Below are 18,247 nucleotides of genomic sequence, written 5' to 3'. Positions count from 1 at the left end.
AATCGGCTAGTGACTTTGCGCGCGACGCCCTACAATGGGAGGTATAGCCTTCGTACCTGATGTCCAGGCAGATCCTTGGTGTAGGGGCGGGTTTGAAACCCGCCCCTACGTCCGGTTATCACGTCCGAAGGCGATAATCCGGGTGATCCCCCGGAACTTCGCCCGCCCGCGCATCCTTACCGGAGTCCGCCCTGAATGACCGACACCACGCAGTCCCGTTCCCGTATCCTGATCCTGCTGGCCCTCGCCGGGCTGATGGCCGCCACTCGCGGTCAGCAGTTCGCCCCGCTGGGGCACCATCTGCCGGATGCCTCGCTCGCCGTCTTTTTCCTGGCCGGGTTCTACCTGCGCGCCCGGTGGGTGCCGCTGGCGCTGTTCGCGTTGGCCACCGCCATCGATCTGACGGCCATCGGGTGGGGCGGGGTCAGCGGCTATTGCCTCAGCCCGGCCTATGGGATGCTGGTTCCGGCTTACGGCAGCCTGTGGGCGCTGGGGCGCTGGTACCAGACCCGTCATCGCCCGGACCTGGCCACGCTGCCGCTCCTCGGGGCGGTCTTGTTGATCGGCGGGGTGGCGGCGGAGGCTTTTGCCAGCGGCGGTTTCTATCTCCTGTCCGGCCGCTTCGAGCCCAGCCTGGTCGGTCTGGGTCATAGCTTGGTTAGCTACCTGCCGGGCACCCTGGCCGCGCTCTTCGGCTATGTCGGTCTGGCGGCGGTCGCACACCTGACGCTGAACCCGCGTCAGGTGTCCGGCCGCGTCGGTTCCTGATGACCGAGGATACCGCGCGCGAGCGCCATCGCCGCCGCATGCAGCGTCACAAGGAAATCGTCGACGCGCGCGTGGCCGGCGCCACCATCGACCGCGGGGTCCTGGTGGTCAATACGGGTAACGGAAAAGGCAAGAGTTCCTCGGCCTTCGGTGTGGTGGCGCGCGCCCTGGGTCACGGCATGAAGGTTGCCGTGGTGCAGTTCATCAAGGGGAGTTTCGCGACCGGGGAGGAGGCGTTTTTTCGGCGTTTTCCGGAAGTTGAATACCATGTGATGGGCGAGGGGTTTACCTGGGAGACCCAGGACCCGGAACTGGATCGCCGCGCCGCCCTGGCGGCCTGGGAACTGGCAGCCGGCTTTCTGGCCGATCCAAGCGTTCAGGTGGTGGTGTTGGATGAACTCAACATCGCGCTCAAGCTCGGTTTGGTCCCACTGGATCGGGTCATCGATGCACTGGACGCGCGTCCCGACCATCAGCATGTCGTGGTGACCGGCCGCGGCGCGCCCCCGGGATTGATCGAAATCGCCGATACCGTGACCGAGATGCGGCCCATCAAGCACGCCTTCGATGCCGGGGTGATGGCGCAGAAGGGCATCGAGCTGTGACCGAGGCCCCGCCGCGGCTCACCCTGATTCTGGGTGGGGTGCGCTCCGGCAAGAGCCGGCTGGCCGAGCATCTGGCCCTTGGCAGCGGACTGCCGGTGACCTATCTCGCCACCGCGCGGGCGGGTGACGGGGAGATGGCGCGACGCATCGAGGCGCACCGCCGCCGCCGCCCGGCCCAGTGGCGCCTGGTCGAAGAACCGCTCGATCTGGCGGAACGCATCAGCGTCGAGGCGGCCGCGCAGCGCTGTGTCCTGGTGGAATGTTTGACCCTGTGGGTGACCAATCTGCTCATGGAAGCCGACGGCCCACGGATCGAGCACGCGCTGGAACGTCTGCCCGAGGTGATCGCCGCGGCACCCGGCCGCCTGATCCTGGTCGGGAACGAGACCAACATGGGCGTGATTCCCTTGGGCGAGTTATCGCGCCGCTACTGCGATCTGGTCGGGCGCCTGCATCAGGACCTGGCCGCCCGCTGTGATCAGGTCTTGTTCATGGTCGCCGGCTTGCCGCTGGTCGTGAAAGGGCCGGCGCTGAGTCGGTAATGAGTCGGATATCAAGTTAAACCCAGACCACACTCGTTGTCGTTGTCGTAATCGAAGAAGCGATTGAATTTCGACATGAGCAGCCCGCTGTCGATCGAGCTTCGATTCGCTCCGTCGCGTGCGTGTATTAGGCCGCCAAGCGTTTGAAAGATAAACTCGATTACGATTACGACAACGACAACGACAACGACCGAGACGCCATAGGCGCCCTAATGAACAAGTTTTGCCTTTTCGTGAACGGTTCCCTCGGCGATTTCTAACCACTAACCACTAACCACTCTCCCATGACCGATCCTTTCGCCTGGCTGACCGAACCTTGCCCGTCCCCTGACGCAACCGCCGCCGCCGCCGCGCGTGAACGCCAGGATCAACTCACCAAACCCCGCGGCGCCTTGGGCCGTCTGGAGTCCGTGGCGATCCAACTGGCGGCACTGCAGGGCAGCGTGACCCCGCGTGTCGATCCGGTCCAGATTTGTCTGTTCGCCGCCGATCACGGCGTGACGGCGGAAGGGATCTCCGCCTTTCCCCAGTCGGTGACGGTCGAGATGGTGCGCAACATCGCCCGCGGCGGGGCGGCCATCTCGGTCCTGGCCCGCAGTCTGGGGGCCGGGCTGGAGATCATCGATTGCGGCAGTCGTGAAGACCCTGGGGCAATCGCCGGGGTTCGCGGCGAGCGCGTGGGTGCCGGCACCGGGAACATCGCGCTGCAGTCGGCGATGACGAAACCGCAACTCGCGCAGGCGTTGCTGGTCGGGCGCGATGCCGCGCGGCGCGCCGTCGCGGGCGGGGCCCGGCTGGTGATCGGCGGTGAAATGGGCATCGGCAACACCACCGCCGCCGCGGCCTTGGGTTGCGCGCTCCTGGGGTTGCCCGCCGCGGACCTGGTCGGTCCGGGGACCGGGCTCGACGGCGCCGGGATCCGTCGTAAGGTGCAGGTGGTCGATCGTGCCCTGGCCCGGCACGCGGTTGCCGGGCAGGATCCGTTGGCCGTGCTGGAGCGGCTCGGCGGCTTCGAAATCGCCGCGCTCGCCGGCTGCTACCTGGCGGCCGCCCAAGGGGGCGTGGCCCTGCTGGTGGACGGTTATATCTCGACCGCGGCGGCCCTGGCGGCCTGCCGGATCAACCCGAGTCTGGGTGCCTGGCTGTTGTTCTCCCACGGGTCCGCCGAGCCTGGTCACCGGCGCTTGCTCGCCGCCCTGGATGCGACGCCATTGTTGGATCTGGGCATGCGGTTGGGGGAGGGCAGCGGGGCGGCCATGGCGGTGCCGGTGCTGCGCCTGGCCTGCGATCTGCACGCCGGAATGGCGACCTTCGCGCAGGCCGGAGTCTCGAGTTGAGCATCCCGGCCGATCGCTTCATCGTGCTGTTGCGCCACGGGGAGGTCTTGGGCGGAGCGCGCTTTCGCGGCGGTCATGACGATGCGTTGAGCGATGCGGGTTGGGCGCAATTACGGGCCGCGGTGCGTGGGGAGGCCGACCTCGGGCAGATTGTCAGTTCACCGTCGCGCCGCTGTGCAGACTTCGCCCGCGCCTTGGCGGCTGAGCGGGGGGTGCCGCTGGACGTCCGCCCGGCCTTGGCCGAGCGCTGTTTCGGCGATTGGGAAGGCTTGGCTGCCCACCAGATACCGGCCGCGGAGCTGACGCGGTTCTGGGATGACCCGGTCGGCTATACGCCGCCCGCGGCGGAGCCTTTCGCGAACTTCCGGCAACGTGTCCTGGCGGGATGGCACCAGCTCACCGCCGCCGGCGCCGCCCACACGCTGGTCTTGACCCATGGGGGCGTGGTAAGGGTCATTCTCGCCGAGGTGTTGGGGATGAACGATTGCTCGGGGATGCTGATCGAAGTCCCGCCTGGGAGCCTGACGCGACTGCGTATCCCGGTGTCCCCCGGCCGGCCGAGTGTCATGGCCCATGGCGTGATCGACCGATGAAGCTGGGTCCTGGTCTGCGCCCACTCTGGATCGCCGGGCGCTTCCTGACCCGCTTTCCTTTCCCGGATCCAGGGGCAATCGACCCGACCGAACTGGGTCAGGCGGTTCCCTGGTATCCATGGATCGGGTTGCTGCTGGGGCTGGTGATCAGCGCCGTCGCCCTGGTGTTGGGGCCGGCGGTGCTGAATGGACCGCCCGGGGTCGTCGCGGCCCTGGTTCTAGCCCTATGGGTGTGGTCCACCGGGGGGCTGCATCTGGATGGACTGGCGGATACCGCTGATGCCTGGGTCGGCGGTCTCGGCAGCCGCGAGCGCACGCTGGCGATCATGAAGGACCCCAGCAGCGGGCCGGCGGGGGTCAGTGCTGTGGTGCTGGTTCTGATAGCGAAATTCGCGGCCTTGGAGGCATTGATCGGGGCCGGGGATGCGTGGCTGTTGCTGTGGGCACCGCTCATCGCGCGGGCGCAGTTGCCGCTGCTGCTGCTGTCCACGCCCTACGCCCGCCCGCAGGGGATGGCCGCGGACCCGGCCCGGACTGCGCCTCCTGTGGCCTCGCGCCTGGCCATTCTCCTTGCGGCCGGTGCTGTCGGGTTGGCACTCGGCTGGACGGGTCTTGTGCTCTTGAGCGCGGCTGGCGGGCTGTACTGGCTGGTCCGGCGCACCCTGATGGCGCGTCTGGGTGGTTTTACCGGGGACACGGCCGGTGCCTTGGTGGAGTTGACCGAGGCTCTCGTGCTGCTCCTGCCGGCGCTCGGATGCGAGGCTGGTTTCAGCGGCTAAGGTGTCGCCCGGTCATCGGCGATTGAACCGACCTGGTATAGCCGTCGGACGTGATAACGGGACCTAGGGGCGGGTTTCAAACCCGCCCCTACACCAATTTGTTCGGAAATCGCCTTGGGCGATTTCCGGGGTGTCCTTGGGGCCTCGCTTCCATCGAACTGCCCCGATCCGCTCCTAGCGTCCTGCTCCGTGCCCCGCGGCATCCTGCCGCGCCCGGTTTCCTGATACGGTTCCTGAATCCTTGTCCCTTTGAGCATTAGGATAGGCGTCTGAAGGGTTCCCGCCTACGGCGATAGTTCCCGTCGCTCCCGAAGAAAAATCCCGCATCGATGTAGGAAAATCCCTACACTCACTGTTTCTTCTCATTGCGGTCGGCGCCGAGGATCCCGGCGACGACCCGCGACCAGCCGCTGGATAGGGTATGGATCAATCCCGGCGTCCGGCGTTCTGAGACCGTGCGATCGGTGTACCCGGCGTCGTGTTCACACTGGGATGCCTGTTTAAACAAGGCGACGAACTGATCGGGCGGGATGGGTGGACTGAACAGTGCGCCCTGGGCCTCGTCGCAACGATGGGCACGCAGCGACTGCAGTTGGGCATGCGTCACCACGCCTCCGGCGACGACTTTGATGCGGAATGAATGGGCGAGGGCGATCATCGCTCCTACGAAGCCGGCGACTTCCGGGTCCGTTTCCAGGTCGCGAACCAGGGTGGGGTCGAGCCGCACCCGACTGACCGGTAGAGACTGGATCTGGCGCAGTGGGGTCGGGCCGGCGCCGAAGCGGTCCAGAGCGATCCTGATCCCCAGGCCATGGATACGGTTCAGCGCGGTGATCGTCCAGTCTTTAGCATCACTGATTGCCGCGGTATCGATCAGCACTTCGAACGGATTTCCTCCCGCGCTGATGCTCGCGGCCAGTTGCTGCAGCAGGCGTTCCACATGCCCCGGCTGCAAATGAACGGACGACAGGTGGAGTGATATCCGAGGTGGAGGCCGGTTCGGGAGTGTCCAACCCCGAGTCTGAGTCGCCACCGATTGCAGTGCCCAGTGCTCCAAGGGAACGATCAGGCCGGATTTTTCCGCCGCGGGGATGAAAGCCTCTGGAGCGACCTGGTCCAGGTCGCCGCGTTCCCAATACAGCACGGCCTCGCAACCGCGGATGCGGAAGTTGCGCATGCTCACGCGCGGCTGGTAGTGCAGACCGAGTTCTTGACGTTCCAAGGCACGGCGCAGTTGGGATTCAATCCGGTTCCCGTCCCAGGTCCCGACGTCGGTGGATTTGCCGTGGAAGCGATAGGTGATGCCGCCGGCACTCTTGGCCGCGTACATCGCCTGATCGGCGCAGCGCAGCAGCTCCTCGGCGTTGGCGGCGTCCTTGGGAAAGAGGGCGATGCCGATGCTGGCCCCGACGTAGAGTTCCCTGCCATTGTCGCGGAACGCGGTCTGCGACAGTTGGTGCAGCACCTTGTCGGCGATCTGTCCGGCCAATTGTTCGCTCTTGAGCGCGGGGATCAGGATGGCGAACTCGTCACCGGACAGGCGGGCAACCAGGTCGGTCGCGCGGACCGCGCTCTTGAGTTGTTCGGCAACGAATCGGAGCAGTCGATCGCCGATCTGGTGGCCGAACGAGTCATTCACGTCCTTGAACCCATCCAGGTCCAGAAAGAGGACTCCTACCAGATATTTCTCATGCTTCCCCTCGACCAGGGCACGGTTCAACTGGGCAAGCAGGTTAGGGCGATTGGGCAGGTTGGTGAGGTCGTCGTAGTGCGCCAGCCGCATGAGTTCGCGTCTGGCGTCTTCCTGGCTGGTCATGTCCGAGCCGATGCAGACGTAGCGGATCGGCATGCCCTCGTCGTCGCGAATCTCGTTGACACTCACCCATTCGAGGTATGCATCACCCCCTTTGCGGCGGCTCCAGACCTCGCCTTGCCAATGTCCCTGATTGTGTAGCGCCTGGATCACCTGTCTGGTCAAGCGAACGTTTGCCGCGTCGGTACGGAAAACGGTCGGCACCGTGCCCAACACCTCGCTTGCCGCATACCCGGAAATGGTAGTGAAGGCCGGATTCACGGCGATGGCCCGGTGGTCGGCGTCGGTGACGATCACGCCTTGGGAGGTGTGCTCGACGACACTGGCCGCCAGCGCGAGGCCGGACTCCAGTTCCCGCAACCCGGACACGTCGAACAAAGCAGACCGTAACGGACCCTCCGGGGTGTCGCCCAAGTTCAGGGTCACGAGGCACATCGGCAGTTGGATGTCGGCACCGAGCGCCAGGTCGATCTCGCAAGAATCGAAGGCGCCGTCGGCCGCGAGTCGTTCAAGATGCGCCTGGAGCGTGGGCCGGCTCGATGGCACGCAGCGATCGAATAGACTCGTGCCCGCGAGTTCAGTCGGTGCTTTGGTCAGCAGCGCGGCGGCGGTGGCATTGGCGCGCTGAATGACGGCTGACTGATCCATCACCAGCAGACAGGCGGGCGAGCGTTCGAAGAGATCGCGGAAGCGCGATCCCTCCCGCAGAGCGTCAGGATCCTCGTGCGGCTCAGGCGTTGACCAGCGCGTCAGCGCCAGTTGCCCCGCGACCGCCATGGCGACGCTACTGCCGAGTCGGGTTGCGGGACTCAGCGTTTGCGCACTTGTGCTCGATGACCAGGCCCGTGGGCGCAGGTAAACGACATTTGAACTGATGATCGGCATGGGCATGCTTGTCCCTCGGTCCGTGATACCAGCAAGATGACGCGTCCGGGCATGTGCGGCCGATCCGTTGGATAACGGATACCCATCTGATTTTCATGCGCAGTGTAAATCTCCTGTACTTCCGTTTCTGTGATGTGCTTCTCGTTCTCCGATTTCTGTGGCGTGGATCACAAGTCACGCATCGGGCATCTTCAGGAAGGGCGAAGTCGTTCGCACCAGGTGTGCGCAGCGCAGATCACCGCTTGCGGGTCCAGCGTGGTCGGGGTTCCATCGCGGATGACCTGTCGACCCTGGACCCACACGTGACGGACCTGATGGCGCCCGGCGGTATAGACCAGTTGCGAGACTGCATGGTACACGGGCTGGGTATAGGAATCACTCAGGTCGACCGCCACCAGATCCGCGGACTTGCCAGGTTCGATCGACCCGATCTCGCGCTCCAGACCCAGCGCGCGCGCGCCGTTGATGGTTGCCATGCGCAGCGCGACAGCGGCCGGGACGACCGCGGCCGATCCGGCGACCCCCTTGGCAAGCAAGGCGGCGGTGCGCATTTCGCCGAACAGGTTGAGATCATTGTTGCTGGCCGCCCCGTCCGTACCCAGCGCGACATTCACCCCGGCGGCCAGCAGTCGCGCCACCGGGCAGAACCCGCTGGCGAGCTTCAGGTTGGATTCCGGACAGTGCACGACCTGGGCGCCGGCCGCGGCCAACCGTTCGATCTCGGCATCCTCCAGTTGCGTCATGTGGACCGCGATCAGTCCGGGTCCGATCAGGCCCAGTTCGTCCAGGCGGGCGAGTGGACGCTCTCCGTGGTCGCGCAGGGATTGAACGATCTCGTCCCGGGTTTCGTGCAGATGCAGGTGAATCGGCACTTCCAGTTCATCGGCCAGCATCCGCACCCGGCCCAGGGCGGCATCGGAAACGGCGTAGGGCGAGTGTGGTGCGAAGGCGACGCGGATCAGCGGGTGGTCACGATAGTAGGCGTGCAGCGCCAGACCCTTGGCGATACAGGTGTCGGCGCTGTCGGCGTAGCTGGTGGGAAAATCCACCACGACCAGGCCGATGACCGCGCGTATCCCGGCGTCCGCCGCCGCCTGCGCGGTTACCTCCGGGTAGAAATACATGTCGTTGAAGCAGGTGACGCCGCCGCGCAACATCTCCAGGATCGCCAGCCGGCTGCCGTCACCGACGAACCCCGGATCGACCCAGCGTTTCTCGATCGGCCAGATATGCGCGTGCAGCCAGGCCATGAGCGGCAGATCGTCGGCCAGTCCGCGCATCAGGGTCATGGCCGCATGGGTATGGGCATTCACCAGGCCCGGCAGCAGGGCGTGGCCGGGCAGTTCCAGTACCCGATCGGCCGTGATGGACTCGCGTGCCTGCGCCGACGGCAGCACCGCGAGGATGCGCCCATCAGCGACCGCGACCGCATGTTCCTGGAGTTCCCGGTCCTGGGGGTCCACTGGGATCAGCCACTGGGGGTGGATCAGGAGGTCGGCGTGCATGGATCAGGTCCTATTGCGGCAGGGTGCGAATCGGCGACAATGCTGGGTATACCCGTCGTTGTTGGTTTTTCGTTTCTTGTTTTTCGTAATCCGATACTTGATCAACATCGCCGAAAAACGAAAAACTGAAAACTCAAAACAGTTCCGTATCACATCCTACCCGAGAGTACCCCATGGTCACCAATCTGCCCGCTGCCCCCACGCCTGATGATGCCGCCCTCTGGCACGCCGGCCGGCTTTATTTGACCGATCAGCGCCGGCTACCCGAGCGTGCCGAGTTTTTGGTCCTGGATGACGCCAGGTCAGTCGCCATCGCCATCCGCGACATGGTGGTGCGGGGGGCGCCGGCCATCGGTGTCGCCGCGGCGTATGGCGTGGTGTTAGCGGGCCGGGACGCCTACCAGTCGGCCGGTGCGGGCTGGAAGGAGGCGATCACGCCCGACCTCGACCAGTTGCGGGAGGCGCGTCCGACCGCCGTGAATCTGGCCTGGGCCGTGCGCCGCATGGCGCGCCTGATCGCCGCTCTGGATGGTGCAGACCCGGCGCCGGCACTGCTGGCGGAAGCCCTGGCGATCCATGCGGAAGACCGCGCCGCCAACCGCCGGATGGGCGACCTGGGGGCCGAGTTGATCACCGGGCGGACCGACATCATCACCCACTGTAACGCCGGTGCCATCGCCACCGGCGGCTACGGAACTGCGCTGGGGGTGGTGCGCAGTGCCTACGCGGCGGGCAAGATCGGGCGGGTCTATGCCGATGAGACCCGACCCTGGATGCAGGGTGCGCGTCTCACCGCCTGGGAGTTGATGCATGCGGGCATCCCGGTGACCTTACAGGCCGATGGTGCGGCCGCCAGCCTGATGGCCGGCGGCGGCATCGGTTGGGTGATCGTCGGCTCCGACCGCATCGCCGCCAATGGCGATGTTGCCAACAAGATCGGGACCTATGGGCTGGCGGTGGTGGCCCGCTACCATGGCGTCAAGGTGATGGTCGCCGCGCCGACCTCCACCATCGACATGGAACTGGCCAGCGGCAGCGGGATTCCGATCGAGGAGCGTGATCCGGAGGAACTGCTGTCCTGCGGCGGCCGGCGTCTGGCTCCGGCCGGTTGTGCGGCGCGCAATCCGGTGTTCGATGTGACTCCAGCCGCCTTGGTCGACGCCATCGTCACCGAGCGGGGTGTGGTCCTGGCGCCGAACGCGGCGAAGATGCGGGCGTTGATGGGGTAAGTCTCAGATGCCGCCTTTCCCCGAACGCCCGAGGATTTCCAGCTTGACGTTGGCGACGCCCTTGTTGACCAGGCCGATCTCGCGGGCCGCGGCACGGGAGAGGTCGATGACGCGGCCGCGGGCGTAGGGTCCGCGGTCATTGATCTGTACCACGACGCTCTTGCCGCTGCGGGCGTCGGTCACCCGGACCTGCGTGCCCAGGGGCAAGGTTTTGTGGGCGGCGCTCAGCGCGTGCTTGTTGTACGCGACACCGCTCGCGGTCTTGCGGCCATGGAAGCGGTCGTGATAGTAGGACGCCTTACCGGATTGGGTACTACCGCCGCGGGATGCGGCCAGAGTGTCGGTGCTGGTCATGAGTCCGGTCATGAGCGTCGCGGCGATCAGGGCACTGGAAACCAATGTCTTGTTCATAAGAGCCAACCGTTTGTTTCGGGCCGGTCGGCTGCCTGATGCCCAAAATGGGCTGCGCCGCCGGCCGGTCGTTTGCGGATGGCCAGGATGGTACGGGAAAACCCTATGTCGGGTAAACCCTAAATTAGCGAATTGTGAAATGCATCACGCCGGTACCGCGTGGTCAGCACCCCGTGATGAGTCGCTAGCCCTTGTTGGATCAGTGCCTTGCGCGCGATCGATCGGTACCGCGCGGCGATTCGAAACATAGGCTGTTCGGTAACGAAAATCGCATCAACCGCAAGGCTCGGTGCTGTCTGCGCTGCTGTGGACTCATCGGGCGGGGGTCCTGGTCGCGGTGTTGATGCGTCTGAACGTCTGCACCAGGGTCGCGACCCGTTGGTCCCAGGTGTTGGCCTGCGCATGAGCGCGGATCGCGCTGCTGTCCCAGCGTCGTCGCAGCGCGGCGGTCAGGGCGTCGGCGAGGGCGCGCGGGTCACCGAACGGGACGATGGTCCCCAGGATCGCGTCACTGACCACCTCGCGATTGCCTCCCACGTCCGTGGTCACGACCGGCAGGCCGCAGGCCATAGCTTCCAGAAAGCAGTTGGCCCAGCCCTCGTTACTGCTGGCCAGCACGAACACATCCGCGGCGGATAGCGGCTCGGCGAGTCGCTCGGGCGGCAGGTGGCCGAGGAAATGCACGCGTGCGCCAAGGTTCCGGGTCGCGACACGCTCATGCAGGGTGGCGGCAAAGTCACCCTCGGCGCCGGCGCCGCCGACGATCAGATAGTGCAGACGCGGATGGTCCCGGACCAACTCCGGCAGGACTTCGATCACGCGGTGGAATCCCTTGCGCTCCACCAGCCCGCCGACCGAGATCAACACCTGAGCGTCGACCGGGAGGCCGAACCGGGCCCGCATGGCGGCGCGCTCCAGCGGACGGAAGCGCTCCGGGTCCACGCCATTGCCTACCACTTGGATCTTCTCGGCGGCGGCGCCCAACTCGGCGGCCAGGCGTGCCAGTGATCCCGACACGGCGAACAGGTGCGCGGCATCCGTGCAGGTGCGGATCAGGCGCTGCCGTTTCGTGGGGTCGCGGGCATGCGGAACCTCAGTACCGCGCAGCGTGACCGTGACCGGTTTGCCGAGCCAGCGGCCGAGCCGGGTCGCGGCATAGCCGTCCGGATAGCCGAAATGGGCGTCGATGACGTCGAAGGTCTCCCGCCGCCGGTAGAGCAGCGGCAGGGCGCCGAGGGCCATCATGATCCCGTCGGCCCCGCGCCCCAGGATGGGGAGTGACGGGAAGCGCGGGAACCGGACAGTGAATCCGGCTTGGATTTCAGTGTCTGGGGCCGGGGGGCGATAGTGGGGGTGGCGACAGCGCACCAGGGAGTCCAGCGGTGAGGCCGGGCGCGGCGAGACGACCCAGAGCGGCAGGATCCGGCCGACGCGGAACATCCGTTCGCGCACGAAGAGCCCGCTGCCCGGCTGGGCTGCATGGGGAAACAACGAGCTGAAGACCAGCAGTCGGGGCCTGGTCGGCGGGCGCGGGCCGGAATTCACCAGGACCGCAGCCAGGTGAGTGTCCACTGTTCGACCTGTCCGCGCCACAGATCCGACGCGAAGGTGTGGTCGGCGTCGGGCAGGTCGCGCCGCTCGACGGCCGGGCCCGCGCACCAGTTGGACCAGGCGGGCTCGGTCGTCAGCAGCCCCGCGAATTCACGCGCGGTCAGATCCTTGCCGCTCAGAATCAGCAGCACCCGGCCGTCGAACCGGCGCAGGCTGCGCAGCATCCGCTCCGGCAAGGGTGCGGCAGCGCCGGCGATTTCGGTCCGTCGATCGGGCGTCCTGGCGGACTCCTGGAACCGGCGCAAGCCGCGGAGCGCGTCGCGTAGATCGACCTTGCCGGAACACAGCCTGCACCAGAAATCGCGGCTTAACACGCGACCGGGGTAGTAGTGTCTGAGGTAGGCGTGTGCCTCGCCCGCGGCGGTGTGCACCCAGGGGTTCAGCAGGACCAGACCGGCGACCCGTGGGTCCTGCGGTGCATAGAAGGAGACGGCAGTCGCCGCATCGCAGAGCCCCCAGAGGACCACCTGTTGGAGTCCGGGAACTGCGCCGAAGAGCCGTTCGATGGCAGCGGCGATATCGTCGCTGATGTCTTCGAAGGTGCGGGTCTCCCCGTCGCTGTCACCCATGCCGCGCGTGTCGAAGCGCAGGGTGGGGATGCCGACGACGGCGAGCCGCCGGGCGAGCAGCACGAACTGGCGGTGGCTGCCGACCCGGTACTGAGGGCCGCCGACCACCACCAGGACCGCGCGCCGCGCATCAGCCGCGCCGTGATGAAGGATGCCCAGCAGTTGCGCGCCAACGCAGTCGAAGAGGAGCGGCGACTCGGGTTCAGCCAACCGCATCGCGCACCTGCTCCAGGCGGCTGACAGTCGACGCGATGAGCGTAACCGCTTCGACGATCTCCGGGGTGGCCCAGAAAGTCTCCCCGATAATCGGCTGCACGCCGAGTGGCAGGCCGGCCTCGGACCAGGCGCGGGTGCAGCGCTGGACCGCGGGCGCTAGGGCCTGATCAGTGGTGACGAGCGCAAACCAGTCGACCATGCCCACCTGGTCGGCGTCCGGCGGTGTAAGCGAGGTCCCCTCGATGCGCGTCAGGAGCGCCGCGGATAAGCGATAGCCGGCAATCTCGATCCAGCCGTCCAGGGCCATGCGCTCGCGCAGGGCAGCGGCCGTGGCACGGCTGCCGCGAACAAGCCCGGCGGCGAGGCGCAGGCGCAGCAATTGTTGGACTAGTTGGGCGCCGCTGATGATGGGTTGCCAAAGGATCAGGTGGGGCACGCGGATTGGCGCCGCGGCGAGCCAGTCCCGCATGAGCAGTGCACCGCCGCGCAGGGCGAGGAGGTCGACCCGCACGGCACCCTGCCCGAGCAGCCAGACGTGGACGCAGTTCAGGTCCGCGATCCAGGTGTCCCAGGTCGCATCGCCGATCTCACCCTCACTGTCTCCGGTGCCGTAGAGGTCCGGCAGCAGACAGCCGATCCCACGCGCGGCCAGGGCGTGGCCCAGCAGATGCAATGTGCGACGTGACTGATTGAGTTCGTCCAGCAGCGGCGGTATCACCAGCACCCAGTGGTGCGGCCCCGGCTGCTCCGGTGGCTGCACGCCGACACTGAATAACCGCCCGCGGGGGCCTGCCAGGAAGCGCGCGCGCAGCACCAGCCGCGGTCAGAGCGCGAGCCTGGCGAGTACCCAGGCATGCAGGGAACCGACCGTCTCGAAGGTTTCGGCGGTGATCGCGTCATCGTCCACGCGCACCGCGAAGCGATCTTCGAGCGCGGTGAGCAGGTCGACCACGGCCATCGAGTCGAGTTCCGGGATGCTGCCGAGCAGCGGCGTGGCCGCGGTGAAATCGTCAGCGCGCGCGCCGAGCCGCAGGACGTCCCGCAGCACCCCAATGGTGTCTGAAACAGCAAGCATAGCGGGTGCGGCTCTCATGTAAACCTGTGCGTCTGAATCTTGGTGAGCAAGCCGTTGGCGGGCCGCGCCGGATTCTACACCAGGTCAGGCGCGGCTGTCGGATCGACGCCCGGGTGCCGCCAACGCCGGCGCAGGGCACCGGCATATTCATAGGCCGCGATCAGCGCTCCACGCGGATTGCCCAGGTTGCAGGCAATCAGCCCGATCCGTTCTCGGCGCCTGGACATCCAGGCCTGCTTATAGGGATCGTCGCCGCTCAGGTAGTCGATCGCGGTGACCCGGTCCTGCTCAAGGCTATGTTCGATCAGTTGGGCCGTCAGTACAGTTCCTGCCGACCAGTGCGCATAGTCCTGGGCGTAAGCGAGTTTGAAGATATAGGCCCGACGCTGCATGGTGAACCAGAACTGTGCGGCGATCGGTACATCAGCCACCGATGCCAGACCGAGACGCAACCATCCATTTTCCGCACAGACTCGGGCCCAATGGCGGATGAACTCGGGGTAAGGCTCGGGGGGTTTCCAGCTTTGTGCATAAACTTGCTCGTAGGCATCCATGGCCGCCTCGATCTCGTCCGGCGCCGTCACGATGCGAATCCGCGCCAAGCCATCGGGCTTGCTGAATTTTTTGACCTTGCGAGACCAGGTATGGCGCACGCGTGATTCCCGTGCACGCATGTAATCGGCGAATGACAGATCGGCACAGGGCAGGTGCCAATTCCCAAAGCGAAAATAGCGTTTGACATACCAGCCTTGTGACACGAAGGCGCGCTGCAGCGCCGTGGTATCGTCATCCTCGGGAGCGAGTGGCGCGAGATCGATCGCGGCACAGGCGGGCCGTGAGCGTGTCAGATCGGCGGCGATGGCGGTCAGTGACGCTTCGCGGTCGACAGCGGCGCCGAGCAGCGGGGTATACAAGGATGCGTAATAGTTGGTGAGCGCAAAACGCCGATGGGGGGATCTGCGCTCACTGTAGAGAACCAGACAACCCTCATCCTGCGACGGGTCTTCGGCGACATAATAATGCCAGTCGTCCGCGGCAACCTGTGCGATGAAGTTGAGTACCCAGGCGCTGCATGCGAAAGGATTACCGCGGGCGGCCGCGGCATCGAAAAGCGCGTGCTTGTCCTGGACGTAGCGCAGTAACTGCGTGCGCGTCAGGACGCGCATCGCAAACCGCCCCCGGTTGGGCGCGGCACTTGCCCGCTCGCAGCCTGGACGTCATCGGAGCAGCGATCCATGAAAACTCTCAGGTTGATCTTTGGCTTGCCGGTACGCACTGTTTCCTTCATGAAACCAGCCACTCTGTCCCCGGCCATGGCCGACCCCGCGTCTGCATTGCTCGCGGTACGCGACCAGTTTCCGCTCCTGAAGACCCTGGCCCATGGTCAGCCGCTGGTCTACCTGGACAGCGCGGCCAGTACCCAAAAGCCGGCGCGGGTCATCGACGCCATTGGCGAGTTTTACACAAGCCGGAACGCCAACATCCATCGCGGCGCCTATCACCTCTCGCAGTCGGCTACGGGGCTGTACGAGTCGGCGCGCGCACGGGTCGCCCGCTTCATCGGGGCCGCAGAACCCGCCGAGTGCATCTTCACCCGTGGAACCACCGAGTCCATCAACCTGGTCGCGGCGGCCTGGGGCCGCGCCAACCTGCGCGCCGGTGACGAGATCATCCTCTCGGAGCTGGAGCACCACTCCAATATTGTACCCTGGCAACTGGTGGCGCAATCCACCGGCGCGCTGATCAAGGTCATCCCGATTGAGGACAACGGTGCGCTGCGGCTGGACCAGTATCGGGCGTTGCTGTCGTCCCGTACCCGATTGGTCGCGGTGACCGCGGTGTCGAATGCCCTGGGTACCCGCAACCCGGTCCGGGAGATGATCGCCGACGCGCATGCCGCGGGTGCGCTGGTACTGATCGACGGTGCCCAATGGGTGGCCCATGGGCGGACCGACGTCCAGGCGCTGGACGCCGATTTCTACGCATTTTCAGGGCACAAGCTTTACGGTCCGACCGGTATCGGCGTCCTGTACGGCAAGCGCCGGTTGCTTGCCGCGATGCCGCCCTATCAGGGCGGCGGCGACATGATCGAGCGCGTGCGTTTCGAGAATACCACCTACGCCGACATTCCCAATCGGTTTGAAGCCGGTACGCCGCATATAGCCGGCGCCGTTGGCTTGGCGGCGGCAATCGACTGGCTGTCGGAGGTCGGTTTGGAGCGGGTCGCTGCCCATGAACACCGGTTGCTGCGTCAGGCCACAGACCGGCTGTCGGCGATCCCCGGATTGGAGATCAAGGGTACCGCGCCGAGCAAGACCGGCGTGCTGTCCTGGGTCGTCACCGACCCCCCGCTCGCGACCCTGGATATCGGGACCCGACTCGACCTGCAAGGGATCTGCATCCGCACCGGTCATCATTGCTGTCAGCCGCTCATGGAGCGTTTGGGTGTGGCGGGAACCGCCCGTGCGTCCTTCGGCGTCTACAACACGGCGCAGGAGGTCGACCGATTGGCGGATGCACTCGCGGAAATCGTCGACCAGGTCCGGCAGGCGCGACCTGCAACCGCCGGACCGATCGCGATGACCGGCCAGGACGCCAAGCCCGCCGTCGCGTCGGCACTCACGTGTATGTATCCAGCCGCGACGGCCGCTTCGCCCGCGGCGGCGGCGCAGGACATCCTGGACCTCTTCGACGATTTGCCGGATTGGCCGATGCGGTATCAGCAGATCATCGACCTGGGACATGGGTTGCCGCCGATGCCGCCTGCACTCAAAACAAAGGAGAACTTCGTCCCCGGCTGCCAAAGTCTGGTGTTTTTGGCCCCGCGGATCAGGCCAGGCACGACCGACATCATTGAATTTCTGGCGGATAGTGACGCGGAACTCGTCCGCGGGCTGATCGCATTGCTGCGGCAGTTGTTTTCCGGGCAGCACGCGGCGGCGATCCTGGCGTTCGATACCCCGGCCTTCATCGATCGGCTCGGGCTCGCGGGGCATCTGAGCCTGACGCGCCGCAATGGATTAGAGGCGGTGATCCAACGCCTGCGGCGGGTCGCGAGCGTCGCCGCCGGGCCGGTCATTGCGCAGAGTGCTCCCCAGAGCGCTCATTCCCGACGGCCGCAACACGGCCGTCGAGGTCCCCGTCTGCCGACGACCACTGGTAACCAGTCGGAACGACGTTAAACCACAAATTCAATCGTTGTCGTTGTCGTTGTCGTAATCGGAGAAGCAAGTCAATTCGCGCACGAGCAGCCCGCTGTCTATTCCTCGACAACGACAACGACAACGACCGAGCCGCCAACGGCGCTCCTCAAGACTTGTTTAGCTTTTTGGTGAGGGGTCGCCTACCTAGGCCGCCACCCCACGAGGGCGGCTGCCAGATAGGCCAGCAGTTTGACCTTGCGCGGGCGTGTTACCCAGGCCCTGGCCAGGGCCGCCAGTCCTGCACCACGGTGGCCCGCGCGCAGTTGTCCCAAGGCATAGGCCGACTGGTACTCGGCGAGCTGGCCGAGGAATTTCCCCCGCGGTACGCAGCGAGCATCCGGACCGCACAAGCCCCAGGTGCGCATCGCCCGCCGCAACAGCAATGTCCGGTAATCGTGCGGGCGCACCATGCGGTTGCCCTGTTGGGGATGCTGGCGGTACAGCGTGTCAGGTCGTCGCAATTTGACAAAGGTGAAATCACGCGAAATCCGCAACCACAGATCCCAGTCCTCGCCGTAGGGCAGCGCCTCATCGAAGCCGCCACAGTGGTCGAAGACCTCCCGGCGGAACATGGACGTGCTGGTCAGCATGCAGCAATCGAGCAGGAACTGATGGTAGATCCAACCGGAGAACGCGGCGTCGATCCCATCACCATAGGCCGCAAGATCGAAGCTGTCGGGTGTCGGAAAGCGGCCGGCGGCATCCGACGCCCACGGGATGTACGGGCTGTAAATGACACCGCAGTCGGGGTGTTCCTGCATTGCCTTCACCTGCCGCTGCAGTTTGTCCCCAAACCAGTAATCGTCATGGTCCAGCAGACACAGATAGCGCCCGGCGGCTTCCCGGATGCCGCGATTGCGGGCCGCGCAGACGCCGGCGTTGGCTTGGCTGACCAGCCGCACCGGTGGACCGCAGGCCGTGACCACGGTGGGGGTGTCGTCCGTGGACCCGTCGTCCACCACGATCAGTTCCAGGTCGCCGAAGGTTTGATTCAGCACGCTGCCGATCGTCTCGGTGATATAGCGTGCGCTGTTGTACGTGGGAATCACGACGGAAACCGCCGGTCTGCGTGGGACTGCCACGGTGTGCTCGGACATCGTCTTGAC

17 protein-coding genes are annotated in these 18,247 nt (G+C 65.8%); 8 read left to right on the top strand and 9 right to left on the bottom strand.

Annotated features, from left to right (window positions below):
* Positions 1-195: 195 nt before the first annotated feature.
* The 6 genes from A39O_RS0112320 to A39O_RS0112290 all read left to right on the top strand — a co-directional run bounded on the left by A39O_RS0112320 (position 196) and on the right by A39O_RS0112290 (position 4,624).
* Complete coding sequence (locus A39O_RS0112320) at positions 196-768, top strand: hypothetical protein (RefSeq protein ID WP_020504962.1); 573 nt, start codon at positions 196-198, stop codon at positions 766-768.
* Positions 768-1,373, top strand: coding sequence for a cob(I)yrinic acid a,c-diamide adenosyltransferase (cobO, locus tag A39O_RS0112315; protein WP_020504961.1), 606 nt, complete (start codon positions 768-770; stop codon positions 1,371-1,373). Before A39O_RS0112320 ends, cobO begins: the two co-directional genes overlap by 1 nt.
* A complete protein-coding gene (cobU, locus tag A39O_RS0112310; RefSeq protein WP_020504960.1) occupies positions 1,370-1,915 on the top strand; it encodes a bifunctional adenosylcobinamide kinase/adenosylcobinamide-phosphate guanylyltransferase in 546 nt (181 codons plus the stop codon). The genes cobO and cobU overlap by 4 nt, the downstream gene beginning before the upstream one ends.
* Before the next feature lie 284 nt (positions 1,916-2,199).
* The gene (gene cobT, locus A39O_RS0112300) at positions 2,200-3,252 is read left to right on the top strand and encodes a nicotinate-nucleotide--dimethylbenzimidazole phosphoribosyltransferase (protein ID WP_020504958.1); all 1,053 of its coding nucleotides are present in this window, start codon (positions 2,200-2,202) and stop codon (positions 3,250-3,252) included.
* The gene (locus tag A39O_RS0112295) at positions 3,249-3,845 is read left to right on the top strand and encodes a histidine phosphatase family protein (protein ID WP_020504957.1); all 597 of its coding nucleotides are present in this window, start codon (positions 3,249-3,251) and stop codon (positions 3,843-3,845) included. The genes cobT and A39O_RS0112295 overlap by 4 nt, the downstream gene beginning before the upstream one ends.
* The gene (locus tag A39O_RS0112290; RefSeq protein WP_020504956.1) at positions 3,842-4,624 is read left to right on the top strand and encodes an adenosylcobinamide-GDP ribazoletransferase; all 783 of its coding nucleotides are present in this window, start codon (positions 3,842-3,844) and stop codon (positions 4,622-4,624) included. The genes A39O_RS0112295 and A39O_RS0112290 overlap by 4 nt, the downstream gene beginning before the upstream one ends.
* Before the next feature lie 349 nt (positions 4,625-4,973).
* Here A39O_RS0112290 and A39O_RS33235 read toward each other — a convergent pair whose 3' ends face one another.
* Together A39O_RS33235 and A39O_RS0112280 are read right to left on the bottom strand one after the other, a co-directional pair.
* Positions 4,974-7,322, bottom strand: coding sequence for a putative bifunctional diguanylate cyclase/phosphodiesterase (locus A39O_RS33235; RefSeq protein ID WP_211211574.1), 2,349 nt, complete (start codon positions 7,320-7,322; stop codon positions 4,974-4,976).
* Between the two features lie 191 nt (positions 7,323-7,513).
* Complete coding sequence (locus A39O_RS0112280) at positions 7,514-8,827, bottom strand: TRZ/ATZ family hydrolase (protein ID WP_020504954.1); 1,314 nt, start codon at positions 8,825-8,827, stop codon at positions 7,514-7,516.
* Positions 8,828-9,000: 173 nt separating this feature from the next.
* Here A39O_RS0112280 and mtnA point away from each other — a divergent pair, with 173 nt between their 5' ends.
* On the top strand, positions 9,001-10,056 hold the full coding sequence (mtnA, locus tag A39O_RS0112275; RefSeq protein WP_020504953.1) for an S-methyl-5-thioribose-1-phosphate isomerase: 1,056 nt from the start codon (positions 9,001-9,003) through the stop codon (positions 10,054-10,056).
* Between the two features lie 3 nt (positions 10,057-10,059).
* On the opposite strand, the gene A39O_RS0112270 is transcribed toward mtnA, so the two are convergent.
* From A39O_RS0112270 to A39O_RS33230, 6 genes are all read right to left on the bottom strand, one after another.
* Positions 10,060-10,467, bottom strand: coding sequence for a septal ring lytic transglycosylase RlpA family protein (locus A39O_RS0112270; RefSeq protein ID WP_020504952.1), 408 nt, complete (start codon positions 10,465-10,467; stop codon positions 10,060-10,062).
* Between the two features lie 312 nt (positions 10,468-10,779).
* Positions 10,780-12,039 carry a glycosyltransferase gene (locus tag A39O_RS0112265; protein WP_020504951.1) on the bottom strand — a complete coding sequence of 420 codons (1,260 nt, stop codon included), beginning with the start codon at positions 12,037-12,039 and terminating at the stop codon, positions 10,780-10,782.
* Positions 12,009-12,863 (bottom strand): hydrolase 1, exosortase A system-associated, encoded by an 855-nt coding sequence (locus A39O_RS0112260; RefSeq protein WP_020504950.1) that lies wholly within the window; start codon positions 12,861-12,863, stop codon positions 12,009-12,011. Before A39O_RS0112260 ends, A39O_RS0112265 begins: the two co-directional genes overlap by 31 nt.
* Positions 12,850-13,677: a hydrolase 2, exosortase A system-associated gene (locus tag A39O_RS0112255; RefSeq protein WP_020504949.1), complete on the bottom strand. Its 828-nt coding sequence runs from the start codon at positions 13,675-13,677 to the stop codon at positions 12,850-12,852. Before A39O_RS0112255 ends, A39O_RS0112260 begins: the two co-directional genes overlap by 14 nt.
* Positions 13,678-13,686: 9 nt before the next feature.
* Positions 13,687-13,938: an acyl carrier protein gene (locus A39O_RS0112250; protein WP_026199360.1), complete on the bottom strand. Its 252-nt coding sequence runs from the start codon at positions 13,936-13,938 to the stop codon at positions 13,687-13,689.
* Positions 13,939-14,012: 74 nt separating this feature from the next.
* Positions 14,013-15,104 carry a GNAT family N-acetyltransferase gene (locus A39O_RS33230; protein ID WP_020504947.1) on the bottom strand — a complete coding sequence of 364 codons (1,092 nt, stop codon included), beginning with the start codon at positions 15,102-15,104 and terminating at the stop codon, positions 14,013-14,015.
* A gap of 120 nt (positions 15,105-15,224) precedes the next feature.
* Here A39O_RS33230 and A39O_RS0112240 point away from each other — a divergent pair, with 120 nt between their 5' ends.
* On the top strand, positions 15,225-17,120 hold the full coding sequence (locus A39O_RS0112240) for a SufS family cysteine desulfurase (RefSeq protein WP_020504946.1): 1,896 nt from the start codon (positions 15,225-15,227) through the stop codon (positions 17,118-17,120).
* A gap of 161 nt (positions 17,121-17,281) precedes the next feature.
* Here A39O_RS0112240 and A39O_RS0112235 read toward each other — a convergent pair whose 3' ends face one another.
* Positions 17,282-18,238 carry a glycosyltransferase family 2 protein gene (locus A39O_RS0112235; protein WP_051088804.1) on the bottom strand — a complete coding sequence of 319 codons (957 nt, stop codon included), beginning with the start codon at positions 18,236-18,238 and terminating at the stop codon, positions 17,282-17,284.
* Positions 18,239-18,247: the final 9 nt, after the last annotated feature.

Source organism: Lamprocystis purpurea DSM 4197 (assembly GCF_000379525.1).
In the GTDB taxonomy this organism is placed as follows: domain Bacteria; phylum Pseudomonadota; class Gammaproteobacteria; order Chromatiales; family Chromatiaceae; genus Thiodictyon; species Thiodictyon purpureum.
This window is presented reverse-complemented; position numbering and strand designations above follow the sequence as displayed.